Below are 17,210 nucleotides of genomic sequence, written 5' to 3'. Positions count from 1 at the left end.
TAAGACTAAAAGGAGGCGTTCACATGTCTATATATTCAAAAGATGCGTTAAAAGATCATCACGCTTTGATTACAGGTGCCACTGGAGGAATTGGTTTCGAAACTGCTCTGGTTTTAGCTAGTATGGGGGCAAATATAACAATCACTGGGCGGAAACAAGATAAATTAGAGCTACTAAAAGAAAAAATATTTGATGAAAACCCACAAGCATCTGTTTTTATGTATCAAGCAGATCTTAGTGACTCCAATCAAATTGAGTATTTAGTGAATACTGCTTCGAAAGAAATGGGTGATATATCTTTATTAGTTAACGCTGCTGGGGTACTTGGCGGAGATATAGTGGAAAATTTAACACAAGACGAATTAGAAAAAGTGATGCATATGAATTATACAGTTCCAATTCTTTTATCCCAACAAGTGTATAAACAAATGAAACAGAATAAAAAGGGTGCGATTGTGAATGTCTCCTCTTTATCCGGTCTGCGAGGAACTTACGGAGGAACAGCCTATTGTGGTTCTAAATTTGCATTAATTGGATTCACACACGCATTTGCTCTAGAAGCAATTGAGCATGGGGTCAGAGTTAATGCGGTTTGTCCTGGATTTGTAGAGACAGAGATGGGGAGAAAAGCAATTGAAGCGAAAGCTAAAAGAGAGAACCGTAGTTTTGATCAACAATATAAGTTGGCAAACACAGGGTTACCTTCCGGCCGGATATCAACACCTGAGGAAGTTGCTAACACGATTGCATTCCTATTATCAGATGCTGCAACAAATATTGTAGGTGAATCCGTGAAAATATCTGGCGGAGCTGTGATGAGATAAAGAGGGATTTTCGTTTTAATTAATATGTAAACAAAACGGCACTAATAGCTTAGTGCCGTTTGAAGTATTCATATCGATTTCATATGTACTATAAGAACGTTTTCCTTACATCTACGCATTACAAAAGAATTAATATTGTTATCCCTCTTCATGTAAGGGGGTAATATTTCCCAGGCAATGTTATGTCCCGCATATTATTAGGATGTCCCGACTAAGCAAGATAGCAACGTAACTATTTACTTATTTTCTTTGCTAATTCAATAATATAGCTAAAGAAGTCATCCGCTTTAACATCATACACAACATTGACTTCTCTGCCCTCATCTAATTGAGTTGTCCTTCCTTGACTTGGTCCTTCCGCAATAACCGTGCTTTTTACTACCTTTGAAGAAACCAAATCTTCTCTTCCGACAGAGGCTGTAGTTAATACATCCCATAAATAGTACGTGGAGTTTGTCTCCATATGTACTAATGGAGGTACCGCTGCGTAACACTGACCTAGAAAATCCACTCCTTCATATTTGCGTTCTGATGCCCATTTATTTCTTACTTCTAATGTTAACGGAACTTGTTTCGTACTCTCTAAAGCAACCATATCTATTTTTAATCCACTTGCCCAAACCCGTTGCACTGCATATGGATCCCAAAATGCATTCCACTCCGCAGTTCCATCATGCTCTGGTTCCTCTACATTCCCCATTTCTTGGAATGTACCACCCATCCATACTAACTTTTCTATTTTGTCTTCAATCTCAGGAGCTTCATCAAGTGCTCTTGCTAAATCAGTTAGGGGTCCAGTAAAAAGAAGTGTCGTTTTCTCTTTCGTTTTTTTCAATGTCTCAATTAAATGTTTGTGCGCAAACAAGTCACTTAATGGTGTTTCCATTTTGCCGCTTTCGTTTAAAATAGGTAGAGCATCAACCACAAATGTGTGCATTCTCCACTCGGCCGGGAACGGGTTCGCTGCTCTTGAATTAGATTTTGCCACTTCAACCGGATAAGAACAAAAACGATCAATAATTTTTCTGCTAGCATCCGTTCCTGGTTCCAAATAACCATCAGCAGGAATAACCGATACACCGGTCAACTGAATGTCTTCCATTTGGGTTAATAAAAATAACGATACGAGATCATCTACACCCGCATCATGATTAAGATACACATTTTTAGTCATACGAATCTCCTTTAAATTATGGTCATATTTTTTTCTAAACAATATAAAACAGTTGGGACATAGTCGAGGAACTTACTCATTCACTAATGCAACCTGCGTACTTTTATCCAATCTTGATAATGCATCAGAATAATAGTCTAACACAGCTTGGACATACATAAAATCTCCATAACAAGCATTATAGGGTTCAGCTTCTTTTCTTATACAGCTATAGATTCCTGTATGCTTTAGTTCCTCATACTTTTTTTGTGAGAATTGAATAGCCAATTCTTCTGTGTACTGCCCACCATTGTCTTGAACATAAGAAATAAATCCGATACCAAAGTTATAGGATTGTAAAGCAAGCTTCACATCCCCATTGGCTTGTTCCAGCACCTTAGAAAAATAAGCAACTCCCTGTTTAATAGATACCTCAGGATCTTCTATACATCCAACTTCGCCGCAATAACTTTCCGAAGCTTGCATCGGGTCATTCCCTCTTCCACTAGACTCTTGCATCATCAACGAAAGAACTACTGCAGTGTATTTTTCCTTATTATGTTCTTTCAAGTATTTATTCACAAGTGGCTTATACTGTATTACTTCTTCGGTTAATGACTTTTCTATATTATTGGATTCTAGAGGTTCTCTATTATTATCTTCAAATAAAATGAAAAAAGCGACCAGTATTAGCAGGATGGCTCCTATATGTGCAACAGATGTGTGTTTCTTTTTAGTCATAAAATCCGATCACCTTATCCTTTCTAATTCACTAATATTCTAGTCTTTTACTCTACTTGTTATTTTATCTATTAATTTCACTTTTATACAGCTAGTACACTATCATTAAATTCTTTCTGAAACAGGTTACCTGCCTTATCCAAAAAAACCCCCTTACGCATATACTTAATAAAGTATCATCATTTTAACATACATTGAGGTGATCTTATGAAGAATAAAGAAGTATCGAATGAGTCTGTAAAAAGAAAGAAAAAAGGAAGAAGAGCCGGGTGTAATTGCGGTAGAAGAAGAAGAGTAAAAAAATAGACATTGATATGGCGGCACCGTTTTTGGTGAAGCATTAGCTCCTAAAAGTCTGTGTATCATCACATTACGAACAACTTGTCTCCGCTATATTCGCTATTATTTAACTAACCCTAGACAGAAGTTGTCTAGGGTATATGTTTTAATAACGAAGGGAATCAAGTACAACTTGAATGATCGATGCAACTGCTGCCAAGGCGAGTATAACAATTATAGGAAAGAACATGTATGGGAATAATGTATAGCCTACAAAGATAATCGCTGCACTCCATACACCGAAACACCATTGACAGCTTAGTAATTCTCCAATAAATCTCTGAATGCCCTTTCCCTTTATATGGATAACTTCCTCTATAGAACCATCTTCTAATACTTCTTCTTTGACTTCGTGGAATGGTTCTCTCAAGAAATTAGTTATCGTATCAAATACAATAAGTCTTGTAAAACGAAATGTTGCCAAACCGAGTAATATAAACATATACCAAGAAAGCATTGTATCACCTCATTTAGTGGAATTACTCCATCTTATTCGGTCAGACAAATTAAGTTATCCTTTTTGCGTTCATTTATAATGCTCCAAAGTACTTATTTACATTTTAAATTTTTTAAACTAATATGGATGATTACAAGGGAGGGATGATGCTTGCGCCGATTTCTACTACTTTTATGTATAAGTATTATTTCTATAACCCTACTAGGAAACGCAACCACTATATTCAACAATGATTTAGATCATGTAATCGTTGAAAGTGAAATAATAACCTATGAACCTGAGTCAACAAAAAATTCTAACCCCTTTTTGTTACCAAACACGACGACCTACTTCATTATAAGCTCGATAACTATTATGATTGGTCTTGCGCTACCACCTATACGATTACTTAAAAAACCTTTTTTAATAACTATTTTTTATCAGTCATCTTATCTCGGAACAAACCGTTTTTCCTCATAATTTCGGAAATTTGCTAGAAGGGGGAACGGTCATGATTATTCACATCTCACGCATGATCTTTATAGGAATTTTTTCTTTTACTGCACTATCTTTATTGGCTTATCAAGGAATTGAAATTGTTCATTCCTTTTACAACTTATTTCATAAAAAGTGATACCATATTTTTAGATACGTTTACTTACTGTGGAGAAAATATCAAATCACACACATATGATTTCACAGTAAATTCAACACCATATTATAGCTTGATTAAAAAAAAAAAAAAACGCTTGGATTTGAAATCCAAGCGTTTTTTATTGTTATTTATCTACAATAGTGAATCTTCTTTTTGACCTGCGAATTAATCACAATTAACTGTTAACAAAACTATGATTTAGAAAAATATGTTAAAATTATATTAATAATGAACTTGAGAAGAATTGATCGAACAGAGGTGAATTTAATGGATTTTGAATTAAGCTTAAAAAATAAACGGGTAAGAATATGGTTATGGATGATGATTCCTGCCTTATCTATCGCAACTGCATTGTTCCTATTCATACCAAAGGAACATAACTACATTGGTATTCTACCAATTATAATTGGTTACTTTATTTATATAGGATGGGTAATTGCCGAGAAGAAAAAACAGAGATAAACCTTTATTAACAGGGTGTTTATATCCCGTAAAGAAACGCAAGCTAGAGCAATATAATGACAGATTTCTTAATAAAGCCTATGATCTACAAAGGGATGTTTTAGATGTTTTTATTTTTTATACTTTTGTCAGTTATATTTATGTTTGTTCTTCTTGGGGTTATTTTAGCTTTTATATATTTTATATTGGCTGGCAAAAAACATTATTATTCTTGGTTCATTCTCGTTATACTCTTGTTATTTCTGTACATAACAGTTAGTTTTTTCTTTGACTACATTTAAGAGGAATAATATTTCTTTATTTTGGTTGAAAAAAATGCACTTAGCATCGGCATCCATTATTTTTTATATTGAGCCAACAAAACTCCTGGAGCCACTTCAACATCATTTATATGACGAAAGCCTAGCTTCTCGTATAACTTCCTTGCTGGATTATTTTTAGTCCCAGTACTAACGAATACAGTTTTAGTTGAAGCAATTTGTTCAATCACAAATAAGACTAGGTTCTTCCCAATTCCTTTTCCGAAATGATTTGGATTAACAACCAATCTACAAATATCAACACTTTCCTCTTCTACCTCATAAGAAATCACACCTAAGATGCGGTTATTTTCTACCCATCCAAGAAAGGTTTCTTTACTCCTAGTTATAGAGGATACATCTTCATACAGTTGAGGAATTTCATTAAACCCAATTAATGCTGCTTCTACTTGATAAGCAGGGATTTGAATGTCTAAAATGTCCTTTGCAACCGCGGCATTCTTATGAACCAATGGTTGAATCATAGCTTGCGCCAACTCTCACTTTTTTTAATTAATCGTATTGATTTTGTACCGTTGGCTCAGCATAGTACCTGCCAATAAATTGTCCATAAATGGATGCAAGTACCTGTTGAAACAACATCCCAATCACCACAGGCACTGCCACAGGTGGAGGGAAAAATGCTACTGCAATAACGGCACCAGCACTAATATTCCGCATTCCACCTGTAAATGTTAATGCAATCACTATATCCTTTTCCCTTTTCAAAATGGTGCCGATCGTCCACGATAATAAGTATCCACAGAAAGCAATACCAAACATAACAGCCGCGATTCCAACTAGCTTCCAACTGATTTGGCTAAGGAATGGAGCAACTACAGCACTATTAATCATAATGACACTGGCCAATCCCAACTTTGAGATTGGCGCTAATATTGGGCTCCAAGAATCTGTAATTTTCCCGTTTGTTATATGGTTTAGAAACATTCCAGCTAAGGATGGCAAAACAATCATACCAATTAAACCTTTCATCATATTCCAACTATCCAGTTCCACTGACTGGCCCACCAAGATAGATAGACTACTAGGTACAATAAATGGCGCAAGGATCGTATCAATAAGAATAATGGATAGTGTTAAAGCAATGTTCCCTTTGTACATTGCCACCCAAATAAAACTAGTAATACCAGTTGGAATCACCATCGCCAAAATAAAGCCAGTTATCGTTAACATATCATCCTGAAATGTAATATAGCCAACTGCCCAAGCCAGGAGTGGCATGAAAACATGTAAGATTGTTAGCACAATTACGATTGGAAAAGGATTGGCTATTGCACGTTGTAGCGATTTGAAGCTTGAACTTAAACTTCCTGAAAAAGTCATAAACGCAAAAATCCAAGGGACTAGAAAAGAGAGAGGTGCTAATCCTGATGCTAAGAGCACACCAATAATGACACTTAATGGCGCAATTATTGGCATGATCTTTTCTATTTTTTTATTTAATCGTATAAGCATACTATTACCCCAAGGTTTGATTTTGTTATAATTTTACAAGCGAAGGCCTTGTGCGATCCCAATTAACTTCAACAGGAATACCAAAGAATTCGGACAACACTTGATTTGTAAGTACATATTTCGTTTGATCAGCGGTGAATACCTGGCCCTGTTTTAATAGCAGGGTGTGATCAAAACATGGTAGCACTTCTTCTACATGATGCGTGACATATATAATAGAAGGAGAACTTTCTTTTTGTGCAAGTGATTCAATTGATTCTAACAATTGCTCTCTAGCTAAAAAGTCCAATCCATTCGTTGGTTCATCCAAGATCAGTAATTCAGGATCAGCCATTAGTGCTCTTGCAATCAACACTCTCTGCCTCTCCCCTTGCGATAAAGTGCGATAACTGCGGTTCGCATATGTAAAGCTACCCATTTCCTTTAATAACCGCTGTGCCTTCTCTCTCATCTCATCCGTTGGTGTTTCGTAAAGACCGATGGACGCAAATGCACCACTCAATACGATTTGGTATGCACTATCTGTCTCATAAATCCTTTGTTGGATTGAAGAGGAAACAATTCCTACCTTTTTACGAAGCTTATCTCCTAAGGGATCTTTCCCAAACCGATGTCCAAGTACGTTCACATCACCTTTTGTCGGAAAATAATAGGCACAAAGCATATGCAATAAAGCTGTCTTTCCCGCACCATTTAACCCTAGCATAGCCCAGTGCTCCCCTTTATGTATGTTCCAATCTATGTCCTTTAAAATCCATTTTCCTTCTTTCATTAGCGAAACGTTCTTTAACTCTAACATTGCACGGATCTCCTTTAATTAATCATCTTCATCTATTATCTCTTATTATTACAATATTTTCGAGTACCACGGCTTTCAAAAGAGAAAGCTATTCATTCTCATTTATGATGAACTAATAATAATCACATTTTTTGAAATTTATATCACGAAAGATATTGAAAATGATTCTCATTATCATGTATAATGATAATTGTAATACACATCCAATTGCGAAATCTGGACACATCCCAAGCTCATCAATTATTTGTTACCCCCAATTAACAAATTCTATAAGGATGTTTCCAAACATATGAGAGAGGGTAGATAAAAATACCTTCTCTCTTTTTTTATCTTATTTTAGCAAATATCCCTAATCCATCTCCCACTTACACATAACTTCTTCACACACAAAATAAACACTATATAGATTAACTATCTATTTATAATTATTTTAATTAAACATTGATTTTTATAAAGTTTGTATTATAATAAGATATGTATTATTCATTAAACAATTATAGGGAGAGGTGTTCACATAGTGAGTAAAGAAAAAAATTACTTAACAACAGCATCAGGAGCGCCGGTTGGCGATAACCAAAATTCAATTACTGCAGGTCATCGTGGACCTACTTTAATCCAGGATGTACACCTTTTAGAAAAACTTGCACACTTTAACCGTGAACGCGTTCCGGAACGTGTTGTGCATGCTAAGGGTACTGGTGCACACGGTTATTTTGAAGTGACTAATGATGTTTCTAAATATACAAAAGCAGACTTTTTATCAGAAGTTGGTAAACGAACTCCAATGTTCATTCGTTTCTCTACTGTTGCTGGTGAGCTAGGATCTGCTGACACAGTACGTGATCCTCGTGGTTTCGCTGTGAAATTTTATACAGAAGAAGGTAACTATGATTTAGTAGGTAACAATACACCTGTCTTCTTTATTAGAGATGCAATAAAGTTCCCTGACTTTATTCATACACAAAAACGTCACCCAGGTACTGGAAGAAAAGACGCTAACATGGTCTGGGATTTCTGGTCTTTATCTCCGGAATCTTTACACCAAATTTCAATTCTTCACTCTGACCGTGGTATTCCTGCAACATTACGTCATATGAACGGGTATGGAAGCCATACATTTAAATGGGTAAATAAAGATGGAGAAGCTTTCTGGATTAAGTATCACTTTAAAACAGATCAAGGGGTTAAAAACCTAGATGTGGCTTTAGCTGATAAACTCGCAGGTGAAAACCCTGATTATCACGCTGAAGACCTTTATAACGCTATTGAAGATGGCAACCACCCATCATGGACACTTAAAGTACAAGTTATGCCTTACGAAGATGCAAAAACGTACCATATTGATCCATTTGATGTTACTAATGTATGGCCACATACGGATTATCCATTAATCGAAGTTGGTAAAATGGTGCTTGATAAAAACCCTGAAAACTTCTTTGCCGAAGTAGAGCAGGCAGCATTCTCACCAGGGCACTTTGTACCTGGAATTGAAGCATCTCCTGATAAAATGCTTCAAGGTCGTCTATTTGCTTATTCCGACGCGCACCGTTACCGCGTTGGAGCAAATCATGAAGCATTACCAATTAACCGCGCGAAATCACCAGTTAATAACAATCAACGTGATGGCGCAATGCGTTTTGACGGAAATGGCGGAAATAATATAAATTATGAGCCAAATAGCTTTAATGGTCTTAAAGAAACACCTGAAAACAAGACTAGTCCCTTTGAAGTTTCTGGTTTCGCTGATAGTGTTGCTTATGATAGTGACGATCACTTTTCTCAACCACGTAATCTATTCCGTAATGTAATGAATGATGACGAGCGTACTCGTTTAATTCAAAACTTTGTGGATCACTTAAGTGGTGTAGATTATGATGAAATCAAACTACGTCAAATTGAATTGTTCTATAAAGTAGATCCTGAATTAGGAACTCGCATTGCAGAAGGACTTGGCCTATCTGTTCCTGAAACTGCAAAATAATAGTATTTCCATTTGATGCCGTTCAATATTGAACGGCATTTTTTTGCATGATTAAATCTTTCCTTTAAAAAGACGTTACCATAAAGGGCTTCAGGGGAATGATAAACGGAAGATCTATATACTACATAAGTGGAAGAATACGATTTGTTCGAATGGAAAAACATATATTTATACTTTTGAATTGGTGGTGGCTATAATTGATTATCTTATATTAATAGTAGGCTTTGTATTGTTAATCAAAGGGGCTGACTTTTTTGTAGATGGCTCATCTAAAATCGCTAAAGCTTTACACGTTTCTCCTCTATTAATCGGCCTTACCATTGTTTCTTTTGGAACAAGTGCTCCGGAAGCAACCGTCAGCATTCTTGCTGCTGTGGAAGGTAATGCGAGCGTTTCCCTTGGTAATGTCGTTGGTAGTAATATTTTTAATATTACACTCGCTATTGGATTAACAGCCGTTATTTTCCCACTAAAGGTGGAAAGCGCAACGATTCGGAAGGAAATACCATTCACACTCCTTACTAGCGTGGCTCTATATATTCTGATAATTGATGTTACTTTACAAGGTACAGCTACTAATATCCTTACAAGGTCTGATGGCATTATCTTGCTGCTATTTTTGCTTATTTTTATGAGCTATATTTTTGAAGTAGCACGTAGTAACCGTGAACATGTTTTGGATAAGACAGTAACCACATCCACGAAAGAGTGGGGGAAAAATATTTTCATTACCCTAATTGGGTTAGGAGCTATCATATTTGGTGGAAACCTTGTCGTTAATAGCAGTACTGAAATCGCTTATGCATGGTGCATGAGTGAAACGCTAGTCGGTCTTACGATTGTCGCAATTGGTACATCCCTACCTGAATTAGTTACGTCTGTTATGGCAGCTTTTAAAAAGCAAAGCGATATAGCACTAGGAAACGTCGTTGGTAGTAGTATTTTTAATATACTATTTGTACTCGGAACGACAGCTACCATTACACCATTAGCGATTGAAAGTAAAATATTTTTTGATATCATCATTATGATTACTCTAACAATCGCTCTACTTGTTTTTTCAAGTACAAAACGTACGATAAGTAGAGGTGAGGGTGCCATACTAGCTACTGCATATATCATTTACCTGGTTTACATTATCATTAGGAATTAGCACTGTAGGATAAGGGAGTTTTCTTTGTGGAGAACATTTCATCACTTAAACCGTTGCCACGTACATTTTACAAGAGACCAACACTTGATTTGGCAGAGCAACTTCTTGGATGCATCATCATTAAAGAAACATTAGAAGGAATAGCTGCAGGAACGATCGTGGAGACCGAAGCTTATATCGGACCAGAAGACCAAGCAGCACATAGTTACCAAAATAGAAGGACGAAGCGAACAGAAGTAATGTTCGGACCACCTGGCTATACGTACACTTATTCGATGCATACGCATTGTTTATTTAATGTAGTAAGTGGAAAGGTCGACCATCCTGAAGCTGTTTTGATACGTGCAATAGAACCTTATTATAATATTGAATTAATGAGAAAAAGACGGAATAAAATTGGGAAAGAACGCGACTGGACTAACGGGCCCGGAAAGCTTACGAAAGCATTAGGCATAACAATGGACGATTACGGCCATCAACTTACGGATAATCCTCTATGGATTGCTAAAGGTGATACAAGGGGTGAAATGGTAAGCACAGGTCCCCGAATCGGAATCGACAATGCAGGAGAAGCAAAAAATTATCCTTGGAGATTTTGGTTAAAAGGAAATACCTTTGTATCAAGGTAGATGCATGCATAGCATTTGAAATAAAAATCCATACTAATTTCGAAGTTCTATTATATTTAGCAGGAGGATGGTCGGGTATGGCTAAAAAACAAAACAAGGAAAAGCTACCTGTAGAAAAAGCTGAAGATGTAGAATTTTCTTATGAACTGGCGGATTCTGAAGATTTAGAAGCTGTTGAGCGGATGAATAAAGCAGATCGCCGAGCAACTCAAAAAAAATAAAAAAAAGTTATAAAGAAAGCGGTGGGCTTATCCATCGTTTTCTTTTTTAATGAAAAAGCCTAAAAGAACAACGCCTCATTATTTTCAGACTATTTAGATTATATTCAAAAATGAATTATTTGTAAGGATTATTAACAAAACGGTAGCATTTAATAAGTTGTCGTACTTTATTGACACTAATCATTGCTTAGAGCGTTTAACGCTTGTTAATCGCTACATAACTCGTTTGATAAAAACCAAGCATCTCTATATCATAATATATGTTACAAAAAGTTGAACAATAAAAGTATTCGAAGGGAGACGTTATCATTAATAGTCAAATAGCAACTGCAACTGCTCCAGAAAAAGTGATTACATTTGAAAAGCCAAAGGTTGAAGATGGAGCAGCAATGTGGGAATTAGTAAACAATTCAACGTTAGATTCAAATTCTGTTTATAAGTACATTATGATGTGTGAGTATTTCGCAGAAACGTGTGTTGTTGCTAAAGAAGATGATAAACTAGTTGGCTTCGTAACTGCATTTATCCCTCCAGAAAAACCAGATGCGGTATTTATATGGCAAGTAGGTGTAGATTCTTCACAGAGAGGTAAAGGAATCGCATCTAGACTCTTAAATCACCTGATTGAAAGAGAATACTGCCAAGATGTTCGCTTTGTCGAAGCGACTGTAACTCCATCCAATAATGCGTCTCAATCATTATTCCGTAAACTAGCACGTGATCATCAGACAGAATGTACTGTCACTGAATTTTTCAAAGAAGAATTATTTCCTGGCGATGATCATGAAGAAGAATTGAACTTCCGCGTTGGACCAATTGAAAAATAATTCAAGGGTTTAACTTTAAGGATATCGGGTATGTAAAACATACCTTAAAGATGTACGTAAATACTAAGGAGGAAATTTAAACGTGACTCATAATTTAAATATTTTTGAAAATATGGAATCAGAAGTACGTAGCTATGTACGTAGCTTTCCAACTGTTTTTACAAAGGCAAAAGGTTATAAAATGTGGGATGAAGCTGGTAAAGAATATATCGATTTCTTCTCCGGTGCAGGAGCACTTAACTACGGTCACAACGACACAGTAATGCAAAAGAAATTAGTTGAATATATAACAAGTGACGGAATTACGCACTCTTTAGATATGGCATCAAGTGCAAAAGCAGAGTTCTTAACTAAATTTAACGAAACAATCCTAAATCCTAGAGACATGGATTATAAAATTATGTTCCCTGGACCGACTGGAACAAACACAGTAGAAAGTGCGCTAAAGCTTGCACGTAAAGTAACAGGAAGAACAGATGTTATTAGTTTTACAAATGGATTCCACGGTATGACAATTGGTTCTCTATCGGTTACAGGTAATTCAATGAAACGTAAAGGTGCTGGGATCCCACTTCAAAACGTGGTGACGATGCCTTACGACAATTATGTAGATGATCAAGATTCACTAGATTATTTGGAGCGTTTCTTAGATGATAGCGGTAGTGGTGTTGCAATTCCTGCAGCAATGATTCTTGAAACTGTTCAAGGTGAAGGTGGAATTAATGCGGCGAGCTTCGAATGGCTTCAGAAAGTAGAAAGCATCTGTAAGCGTTGGGGAATCCTACTAATTATTGATGATGTTCAAGCTGGTGTTGGCCGTACTGGTACATTCTTTAGCTTCGAGCCTGCAGGTATTAAACCTGATATTATTTGTATGTCCAAATCACTAAGTGGTTATGGCCTTCCATTTGCAATTACATTAATTAAACCTGAGCATGATAAGTTTGCACCTGGTGAGCACAACGGAACATTCCGTGGTAATAACCATGCATTTATCACTGCAACATCAGCGTTAAGCTATTGGGAGAACGAGCAATTCGAAAAAGATATTAAAGTAAAATCAGATATCATGATGAATTTCTTAGAAGAAATGGTAGAGAAATACCCAGAATTAAAAGGGGAAGCACGTGGACGTGGATTCATGGTAGGTATTGCTAGTGACGTGGATGGTCTTTCTAATAAAATCGCTGCTAAAGCATTTGAATTAGGACTAATCATGGAAACTTCTGGACCAAAAGATGAAGTATTCAAGTTATTCCCACCGCTAACTATCGATGAAGATGGATTGAAACAAGGTTTGGCTATTCTTGAAGAAAGTATTAAAGCTACAGTAAAAGAACCAGTAACGAACTAACTTTAATTTCAGCTATAAAAGCAAACAGGAGGAACCGTAATGAAAGTAATTTCTTTAAAAGATGTAATGGGGACAGAACAAGAAGTAGATGGAGGTAATTGGATCTCTAGACGTCTACTTTTGAAAAAAGACGGTATGGGCTATACAGTTAACTATACTACGATTAAACCAAATACAGAAACACACATTTGGTATCAAAATCACCTAGAATCTGTTTATTTAACAGAGGGTGAAGGTGAAGTTGTTACACTTAGCGATAACAAAGTTTGGCCTATAAAAAAAGACGATCTTTATGTACTAGATAAACATGATGAGCACTTACTACGTACGAAAACAGGTATGAGCATGGTTTGTGTATTCAACCCACCACTAACAGGTAAAGAAGTACACGATGAGAATGGTGTATACCCTGTAGATGAAGATTAATGATTAACCCCACTCTTGTGGGGTTTTTTTTATTATTCAACTTTTAGAGCGAAATTATAGACAGCATCGCCGTTAGATACTCTTTCTTCTTGTTCATCCATCCACCACACGCCATATGAATAATAAAAAACTCCTTCTTCTAAAGGGGCAGAGAATCGATTATCTTCCACATTTACTTCAACTTCACTACTTTCACTTATCTGTAATACATGAAACTCATTCGGTTGTGGCTCATAATTCATTACAAAAGTTATGTTTTCTCCAGATTTAACTTTGATTGGTTCCTTACCTTTTAAAAGTTCTTTTGGCCCAGCCATATCGACACAGGTGGATTGGTCATTTGATTTCCAACAATAAGAACCTAACGTCGTTTCGTAGGATTGATCGCCTATATCCACCATAGCTTGTGGAGGCTTTTCCCCATCAGTTTCTTTATTTGAATCTGAACAACCAAAAAGGATAATGCCAGCAATTAACAACGATGGAACTAACCATTTTTTCATTGGTTTACCTCCTCTCTTTGAAATACAATTGATTATACTACACTCATTATATTCTATAAAAAAGGTACTTTCCCTTTTTATAGAATATAATGAGTGTTTAAAAGCCAATTGATATATTTTTAACAATTTTGATCACAAGCTAGAATTCTTCTATCCCAACAAAGAAAGCATATGATTCAATATGAAATCACATGCTTTTTACAGTAATCTATCCCTTGAAAATACTTGAATGAACCCACGTGCATTTTACTTTGCTTTAAACCGCAGTCTCGGTGAGGAAGTATTTTTTATTCGCTTTTCCCCTACCTCATCCAAATCTGACGAACAATTGGGACACTTTATTGCCTTCGATGGAATGGACATCCGGCAATAGGGACATTCTTTCTTTGTCATGGAGTCCACTGGGTGTTGCCCTGGCTTTTTCCACCGATTCAATTGTCTTATAACTAAAAAGATAACAAATAAAACGATAACAAAACGAATAAACGAGGTGATAAATAACCCATAATTAATTGTTGCTACCCCAGCTTCCTGCGCTTTTGTTAACGTATCATAGTGCGTCTCCCCTCCTAACGTAATAAATAGGTTAGAAAAATTCATTTTTGCTAGTAGTACGCCGATTGGAGGTAGGATCACATCCGTAACCAAGGAATCAATTAGCCCACTAAAGGCTGCTCCCAATACTAAACCAATCCCCATATCAGCAGCACTTCCTTTTAATGCAAACTGCCGAAATTCTTTAAATAATCCTATTTCCACCAGTCCCTTTTTATCTCAAGATTAGTTACTATATACTATGTGATAATCGGACATGCTATGAATACAATTATCTATAGGATTCGTCTCAAAACTGTCATTTTTCTAGTACAAACAATTAAATGAAGCAATTATAATAGATAGTAATGAACTCGATTGTGAGGAGGGATAACGATGAAAAAAGATATAGATGATTTGCTGCAAGAAGGAATTTATGGAGCAAAAGAAATAAATCCATCTGAAAGAAAGTTATTTCTAGGCTCTTTAAGAGAAAGAGTTTTACTAGCACTTACAAAAGGACAAGTAATGAAGAACAAAGGGTTGCAGCAGTTGGACGGGTTAATGAAGGAGCATAAGGATTCTACTTTATTATTGAACGGAAACGTTAGCTATCGCTTTTTTAAGCAATACCGTGCGTTAGCTTCTAAGAACAAAATCCCTTATACTTCCGTTAAAAACAAACAAGCAAAGTCCGACTTTGGTGCAGTGTTGACACTAAATTATGCGATAGATAAAGAAGATATTGAATTAAATGAGGAACCTGTGAATAGCAATGAATCGAAAAAGAAAGAAAAAAAATCTTTTTTTGGTTCTTTATTTAAACGATAATACTGCCTGTTTGAATGACGCCCTTTCTATAGAGTGCGTCGTAACACAAGATGATGAGAGAATACAACGCAAGCGGTTATGAGAGACCTTATTTTCCTATTTTAGGCGATTTTAAAATCTAAGCGGCTATACAGTACGCTATTCCAGCAAAATGCACACGTAATTAATGAAATAATGGCAAATAAGGGATCTGATAGCCGCCAAAATCGAACATAGATGGCGGGTGAGAGATAGTTACGTCGGTTTTTCAACAAAAAAAATAGACTGAAATACTTCTACGTATTTCAGTCTATTTTTCGTTGTATAAAATTACATCACCGGCTCGTATTGATGTGCATTAATGACGGACACTAACCGCTCCATCCCGATTTCAATCTGTTCTGGAGATGCGTTCGTAAAGTTCAGGCGCATCGTATTCTGTTCTGGATCAGACACATAGAATGGCGCCCCGGGAACGAATGCAACCCCATTGTCTACTGCTACTTTCAAAAGCTCTGATGTATTAATTTCCTTTGGCATGTTAACCCAAAAGAACATACCACCCTTGGGCGTAATGTAGGATAATTCTTCACTTTCGACTTTATCTAGTAATCCCTTCATCACATGCATACGCTGGAAGTACGTATCTCGCAGGTTTTGAATATGACCATCCAGATCAAAGTCCTTCATTAAATGAATTAATGCATGTTGGCTTATTGAATTCGTGTGTAAGTCTGTTGCTTGCTTTGCTTGTGCCATTAATCGAATAATTTGATGTGGCCCCACAATCCAACCAATTCGCATTGCAGGTACAACTGTTTTTGAAAAAGTGCTTGTATAGAGCACTAACTTATTATTATCCATCGACGCGATCGATGGTGGTGCTGGCGCCTTATCAAATTGAATCTCCCCATATGGGTCATCCTCGAAGATAACGACATGATATTTCTTTGCTAATGCTAGTAACTTTTTACGTCGCTCTAATGACCAAACTTTCCCGCCTGGATTGGAGTATGTTGGTACAACATAAATACATTTTGGTTTTAACCGTGCAATCTTATCCTCGAGATCCTCTTCTAGCATTCCATCATCATCTGAATCGACTGCTACAATTTTGGTTTCGTATGATTCAAAAACTTGAAGTGCTGCCAAATAGGTTGGGTTTTCAGTCAGAATGATATCCCCAGGATTGAACATTACTCTGGCAAATAAATCAATGGCTTGTTGAGAACCAGAGGTAACTAAGATATTCTCAGGATTACGGTGTATCCCTTTCTTTGCCATTCTTTCTGCTAAGCGTTCTCGTAATTCTAGGACGCCTTCGGTTTCTCCATACTGTAATACTTTATTACCAGATGCAATGGCGCTTTGAAAAGCTTGTTGAACAGCTTCGACCGGAAATAAGTTCTCATCTGGTAATCCACCAGCAAAAGATATCACATTCCCTTTGTTAACAACCTTTAAAATGTCACGTACCGCAGAAGACTTCATGTAGCGAACTCGATGCGAAAATCCATACTTCACGTTATTCCCACCCTTACCGTCATTTTATATAGATCTATATATTATTAATAATTTAGAAAAGTCT

The 17,210-nt window shown here is 36.4% G+C and carries 20 protein-coding genes; 11 read left to right on the top strand and 9 right to left on the bottom strand.

The window, feature by feature from the left end; genetic code table 11:
• The first annotated feature begins 23 nt into the window (after positions 1 to 23).
• Positions 24 to 824, top strand: a complete 801-nt coding sequence (locus NYQ66_RS10440; protein WP_259869309.1) for an SDR family NAD(P)-dependent oxidoreductase — start codon at positions 24 to 26, stop codon at positions 822 to 824.
• Between the two features lie 232 nt (positions 825 to 1,056).
• On the opposite strand, the gene NYQ66_RS10435 is transcribed toward NYQ66_RS10440, so the two are convergent.
• The 3 genes from NYQ66_RS10435 to NYQ66_RS10425 all read right to left on the bottom strand — a co-directional run bounded on the left by NYQ66_RS10435 (position 1,057) and on the right by NYQ66_RS10425 (position 3,514).
• Positions 1,057 to 1,998 (bottom strand): nucleoside hydrolase, encoded by a 942-nt coding sequence (locus NYQ66_RS10435; RefSeq protein WP_259869308.1) that lies wholly within the window; start codon positions 1,996 to 1,998, stop codon positions 1,057 to 1,059.
• A gap of 72 nt (positions 1,999 to 2,070) precedes the next feature.
• Positions 2,071 to 2,718, bottom strand: a complete 648-nt coding sequence (locus NYQ66_RS10430; RefSeq protein ID WP_259869307.1) for a lysozyme family protein — start codon at positions 2,716 to 2,718, stop codon at positions 2,071 to 2,073.
• A 445-nt stretch (positions 2,719 to 3,163) separates the two neighbouring features.
• The gene (locus NYQ66_RS10425) at positions 3,164 to 3,514 is read right to left on the bottom strand and encodes a DUF1360 domain-containing protein (protein WP_259869305.1); all 351 of its coding nucleotides are present in this window, start codon (positions 3,512 to 3,514) and stop codon (positions 3,164 to 3,166) included.
• A 490-nt stretch (positions 3,515 to 4,004) separates the two neighbouring features.
• On the opposite strand from NYQ66_RS10425, the gene NYQ66_RS10420 reads away from it, so the two are divergent.
• Together NYQ66_RS10420 and NYQ66_RS10415 are read left to right on the top strand one after the other, a co-directional pair.
• Entirely contained in the window at positions 4,005 to 4,127 is a 123-nt protein-coding gene (locus tag NYQ66_RS10420) for a hypothetical protein (protein WP_259869304.1), read from the top strand.
• Between the two features lie 288 nt (positions 4,128 to 4,415).
• A complete protein-coding gene (locus tag NYQ66_RS10415; protein WP_259869303.1) occupies positions 4,416 to 4,610 on the top strand; it encodes a hypothetical protein in 195 nt (64 codons plus the stop codon).
• A 337-nt stretch (positions 4,611 to 4,947) separates the two neighbouring features.
• On the opposite strand, the gene NYQ66_RS10410 is transcribed toward NYQ66_RS10415, so the two are convergent.
• Genes NYQ66_RS10410 through NYQ66_RS10400 form a run of 3 tightly spaced genes read right to left on the bottom strand, consistent with a single transcriptional unit; the run spans position 4,948 to position 7,184 of the window.
• A complete protein-coding gene (locus tag NYQ66_RS10410) occupies positions 4,948 to 5,394 on the bottom strand; it encodes a GNAT family N-acetyltransferase (RefSeq protein WP_259869302.1) in 447 nt (148 codons plus the stop codon).
• A 28-nt stretch (positions 5,395 to 5,422) separates the two neighbouring features.
• On the bottom strand, positions 5,423 to 6,385 hold the full coding sequence (locus NYQ66_RS10405; protein ID WP_259869300.1) for a bile acid:sodium symporter family protein: 963 nt from the start codon (positions 6,383 to 6,385) through the stop codon (positions 5,423 to 5,425).
• A gap of 25 nt (positions 6,386 to 6,410) precedes the next feature.
• Entirely contained in the window at positions 6,411 to 7,184 is a 774-nt protein-coding gene (locus NYQ66_RS10400; protein ID WP_259869299.1) for an ABC transporter ATP-binding protein, read from the bottom strand.
• Positions 7,185 to 7,701: 517 nt separating this feature from the next.
• Between NYQ66_RS10400 and NYQ66_RS10395 the strand changes: the two genes are divergently transcribed.
• The 7 genes from NYQ66_RS10395 (at position 7,702) to NYQ66_RS10365 (ending at position 13,775) form a co-directional block, all read left to right on the top strand.
• A complete protein-coding gene (locus tag NYQ66_RS10395) occupies positions 7,702 to 9,165 on the top strand; it encodes a catalase (protein ID WP_259869298.1) in 1,464 nt (487 codons plus the stop codon).
• Between the two features lie 196 nt (positions 9,166 to 9,361).
• Positions 9,362 to 10,318 (top strand): calcium/sodium antiporter, encoded by a 957-nt coding sequence (locus tag NYQ66_RS10390; RefSeq protein WP_259869357.1) that lies wholly within the window; start codon positions 9,362 to 9,364, stop codon positions 10,316 to 10,318.
• Between the two features lie 26 nt (positions 10,319 to 10,344).
• Positions 10,345 to 10,947, top strand: coding sequence for a DNA-3-methyladenine glycosylase (locus NYQ66_RS10385; protein WP_259869297.1), 603 nt, complete (start codon positions 10,345 to 10,347; stop codon positions 10,945 to 10,947).
• A gap of 77 nt (positions 10,948 to 11,024) precedes the next feature.
• A complete protein-coding gene (locus tag NYQ66_RS10380) occupies positions 11,025 to 11,168 on the top strand; it encodes a YfhD family protein (protein ID WP_259869296.1) in 144 nt (47 codons plus the stop codon).
• A 347-nt stretch (positions 11,169 to 11,515) separates the two neighbouring features.
• The gene (ectA, locus tag NYQ66_RS10375) at positions 11,516 to 11,995 is read left to right on the top strand and encodes a diaminobutyrate acetyltransferase (protein ID WP_259869295.1); all 480 of its coding nucleotides are present in this window, start codon (positions 11,516 to 11,518) and stop codon (positions 11,993 to 11,995) included.
• A gap of 82 nt (positions 11,996 to 12,077) precedes the next feature.
• On the top strand, positions 12,078 to 13,349 hold the full coding sequence (ectB, locus tag NYQ66_RS10370; protein WP_259869294.1) for a diaminobutyrate--2-oxoglutarate transaminase: 1,272 nt from the start codon (positions 12,078 to 12,080) through the stop codon (positions 13,347 to 13,349).
• Positions 13,350 to 13,388: 39 nt separating this feature from the next.
• Positions 13,389 to 13,775 carry an ectoine synthase gene (locus NYQ66_RS10365; protein ID WP_259869292.1) on the top strand — a complete coding sequence of 129 codons (387 nt, stop codon included), beginning with the start codon at positions 13,389 to 13,391 and terminating at the stop codon, positions 13,773 to 13,775.
• Between the two features lie 32 nt (positions 13,776 to 13,807).
• Here NYQ66_RS10365 and NYQ66_RS10360 read toward each other — a convergent pair whose 3' ends face one another.
• Together NYQ66_RS10360 and mscL are read right to left on the bottom strand one after the other, a co-directional pair.
• Positions 13,808 to 14,278 (bottom strand): hypothetical protein, encoded by a 471-nt coding sequence (locus NYQ66_RS10360; RefSeq protein ID WP_259869291.1) that lies wholly within the window; start codon positions 14,276 to 14,278, stop codon positions 13,808 to 13,810.
• 246 nt (positions 14,279 to 14,524) lie between these two features.
• Positions 14,525 to 15,031 (bottom strand): large conductance mechanosensitive channel protein MscL, encoded by a 507-nt coding sequence (gene mscL / locus NYQ66_RS10355; protein ID WP_259869356.1) that lies wholly within the window; start codon positions 15,029 to 15,031, stop codon positions 14,525 to 14,527.
• A gap of 177 nt (positions 15,032 to 15,208) precedes the next feature.
• On the opposite strand from mscL, the gene NYQ66_RS10350 reads away from it, so the two are divergent.
• Positions 15,209 to 15,643 carry a YueI family protein gene (locus NYQ66_RS10350; RefSeq protein ID WP_259869289.1) on the top strand — a complete coding sequence of 145 codons (435 nt, stop codon included), beginning with the start codon at positions 15,209 to 15,211 and terminating at the stop codon, positions 15,641 to 15,643.
• 309 nt (positions 15,644 to 15,952) lie between these two features.
• Here NYQ66_RS10350 and NYQ66_RS10345 read toward each other — a convergent pair whose 3' ends face one another.
• Positions 15,953 to 17,146, bottom strand: a complete 1,194-nt coding sequence (locus NYQ66_RS10345; protein ID WP_259869288.1) for an aminotransferase-like domain-containing protein — start codon at positions 17,144 to 17,146, stop codon at positions 15,953 to 15,955.
• Positions 17,147 to 17,210: the final 64 nt, after the last annotated feature.

Source organism: Aquibacillus koreensis (assembly GCF_025154055.1).
GTDB classification, from domain to species: domain Bacteria; phylum Bacillota; class Bacilli; order Bacillales; family Amphibacillaceae; genus Aquibacillus_C; species Aquibacillus_C koreensis.
Note: the sequence above shows the minus strand (reverse complement) of the source record. Positions and strands in the feature narration are given on the sequence as shown.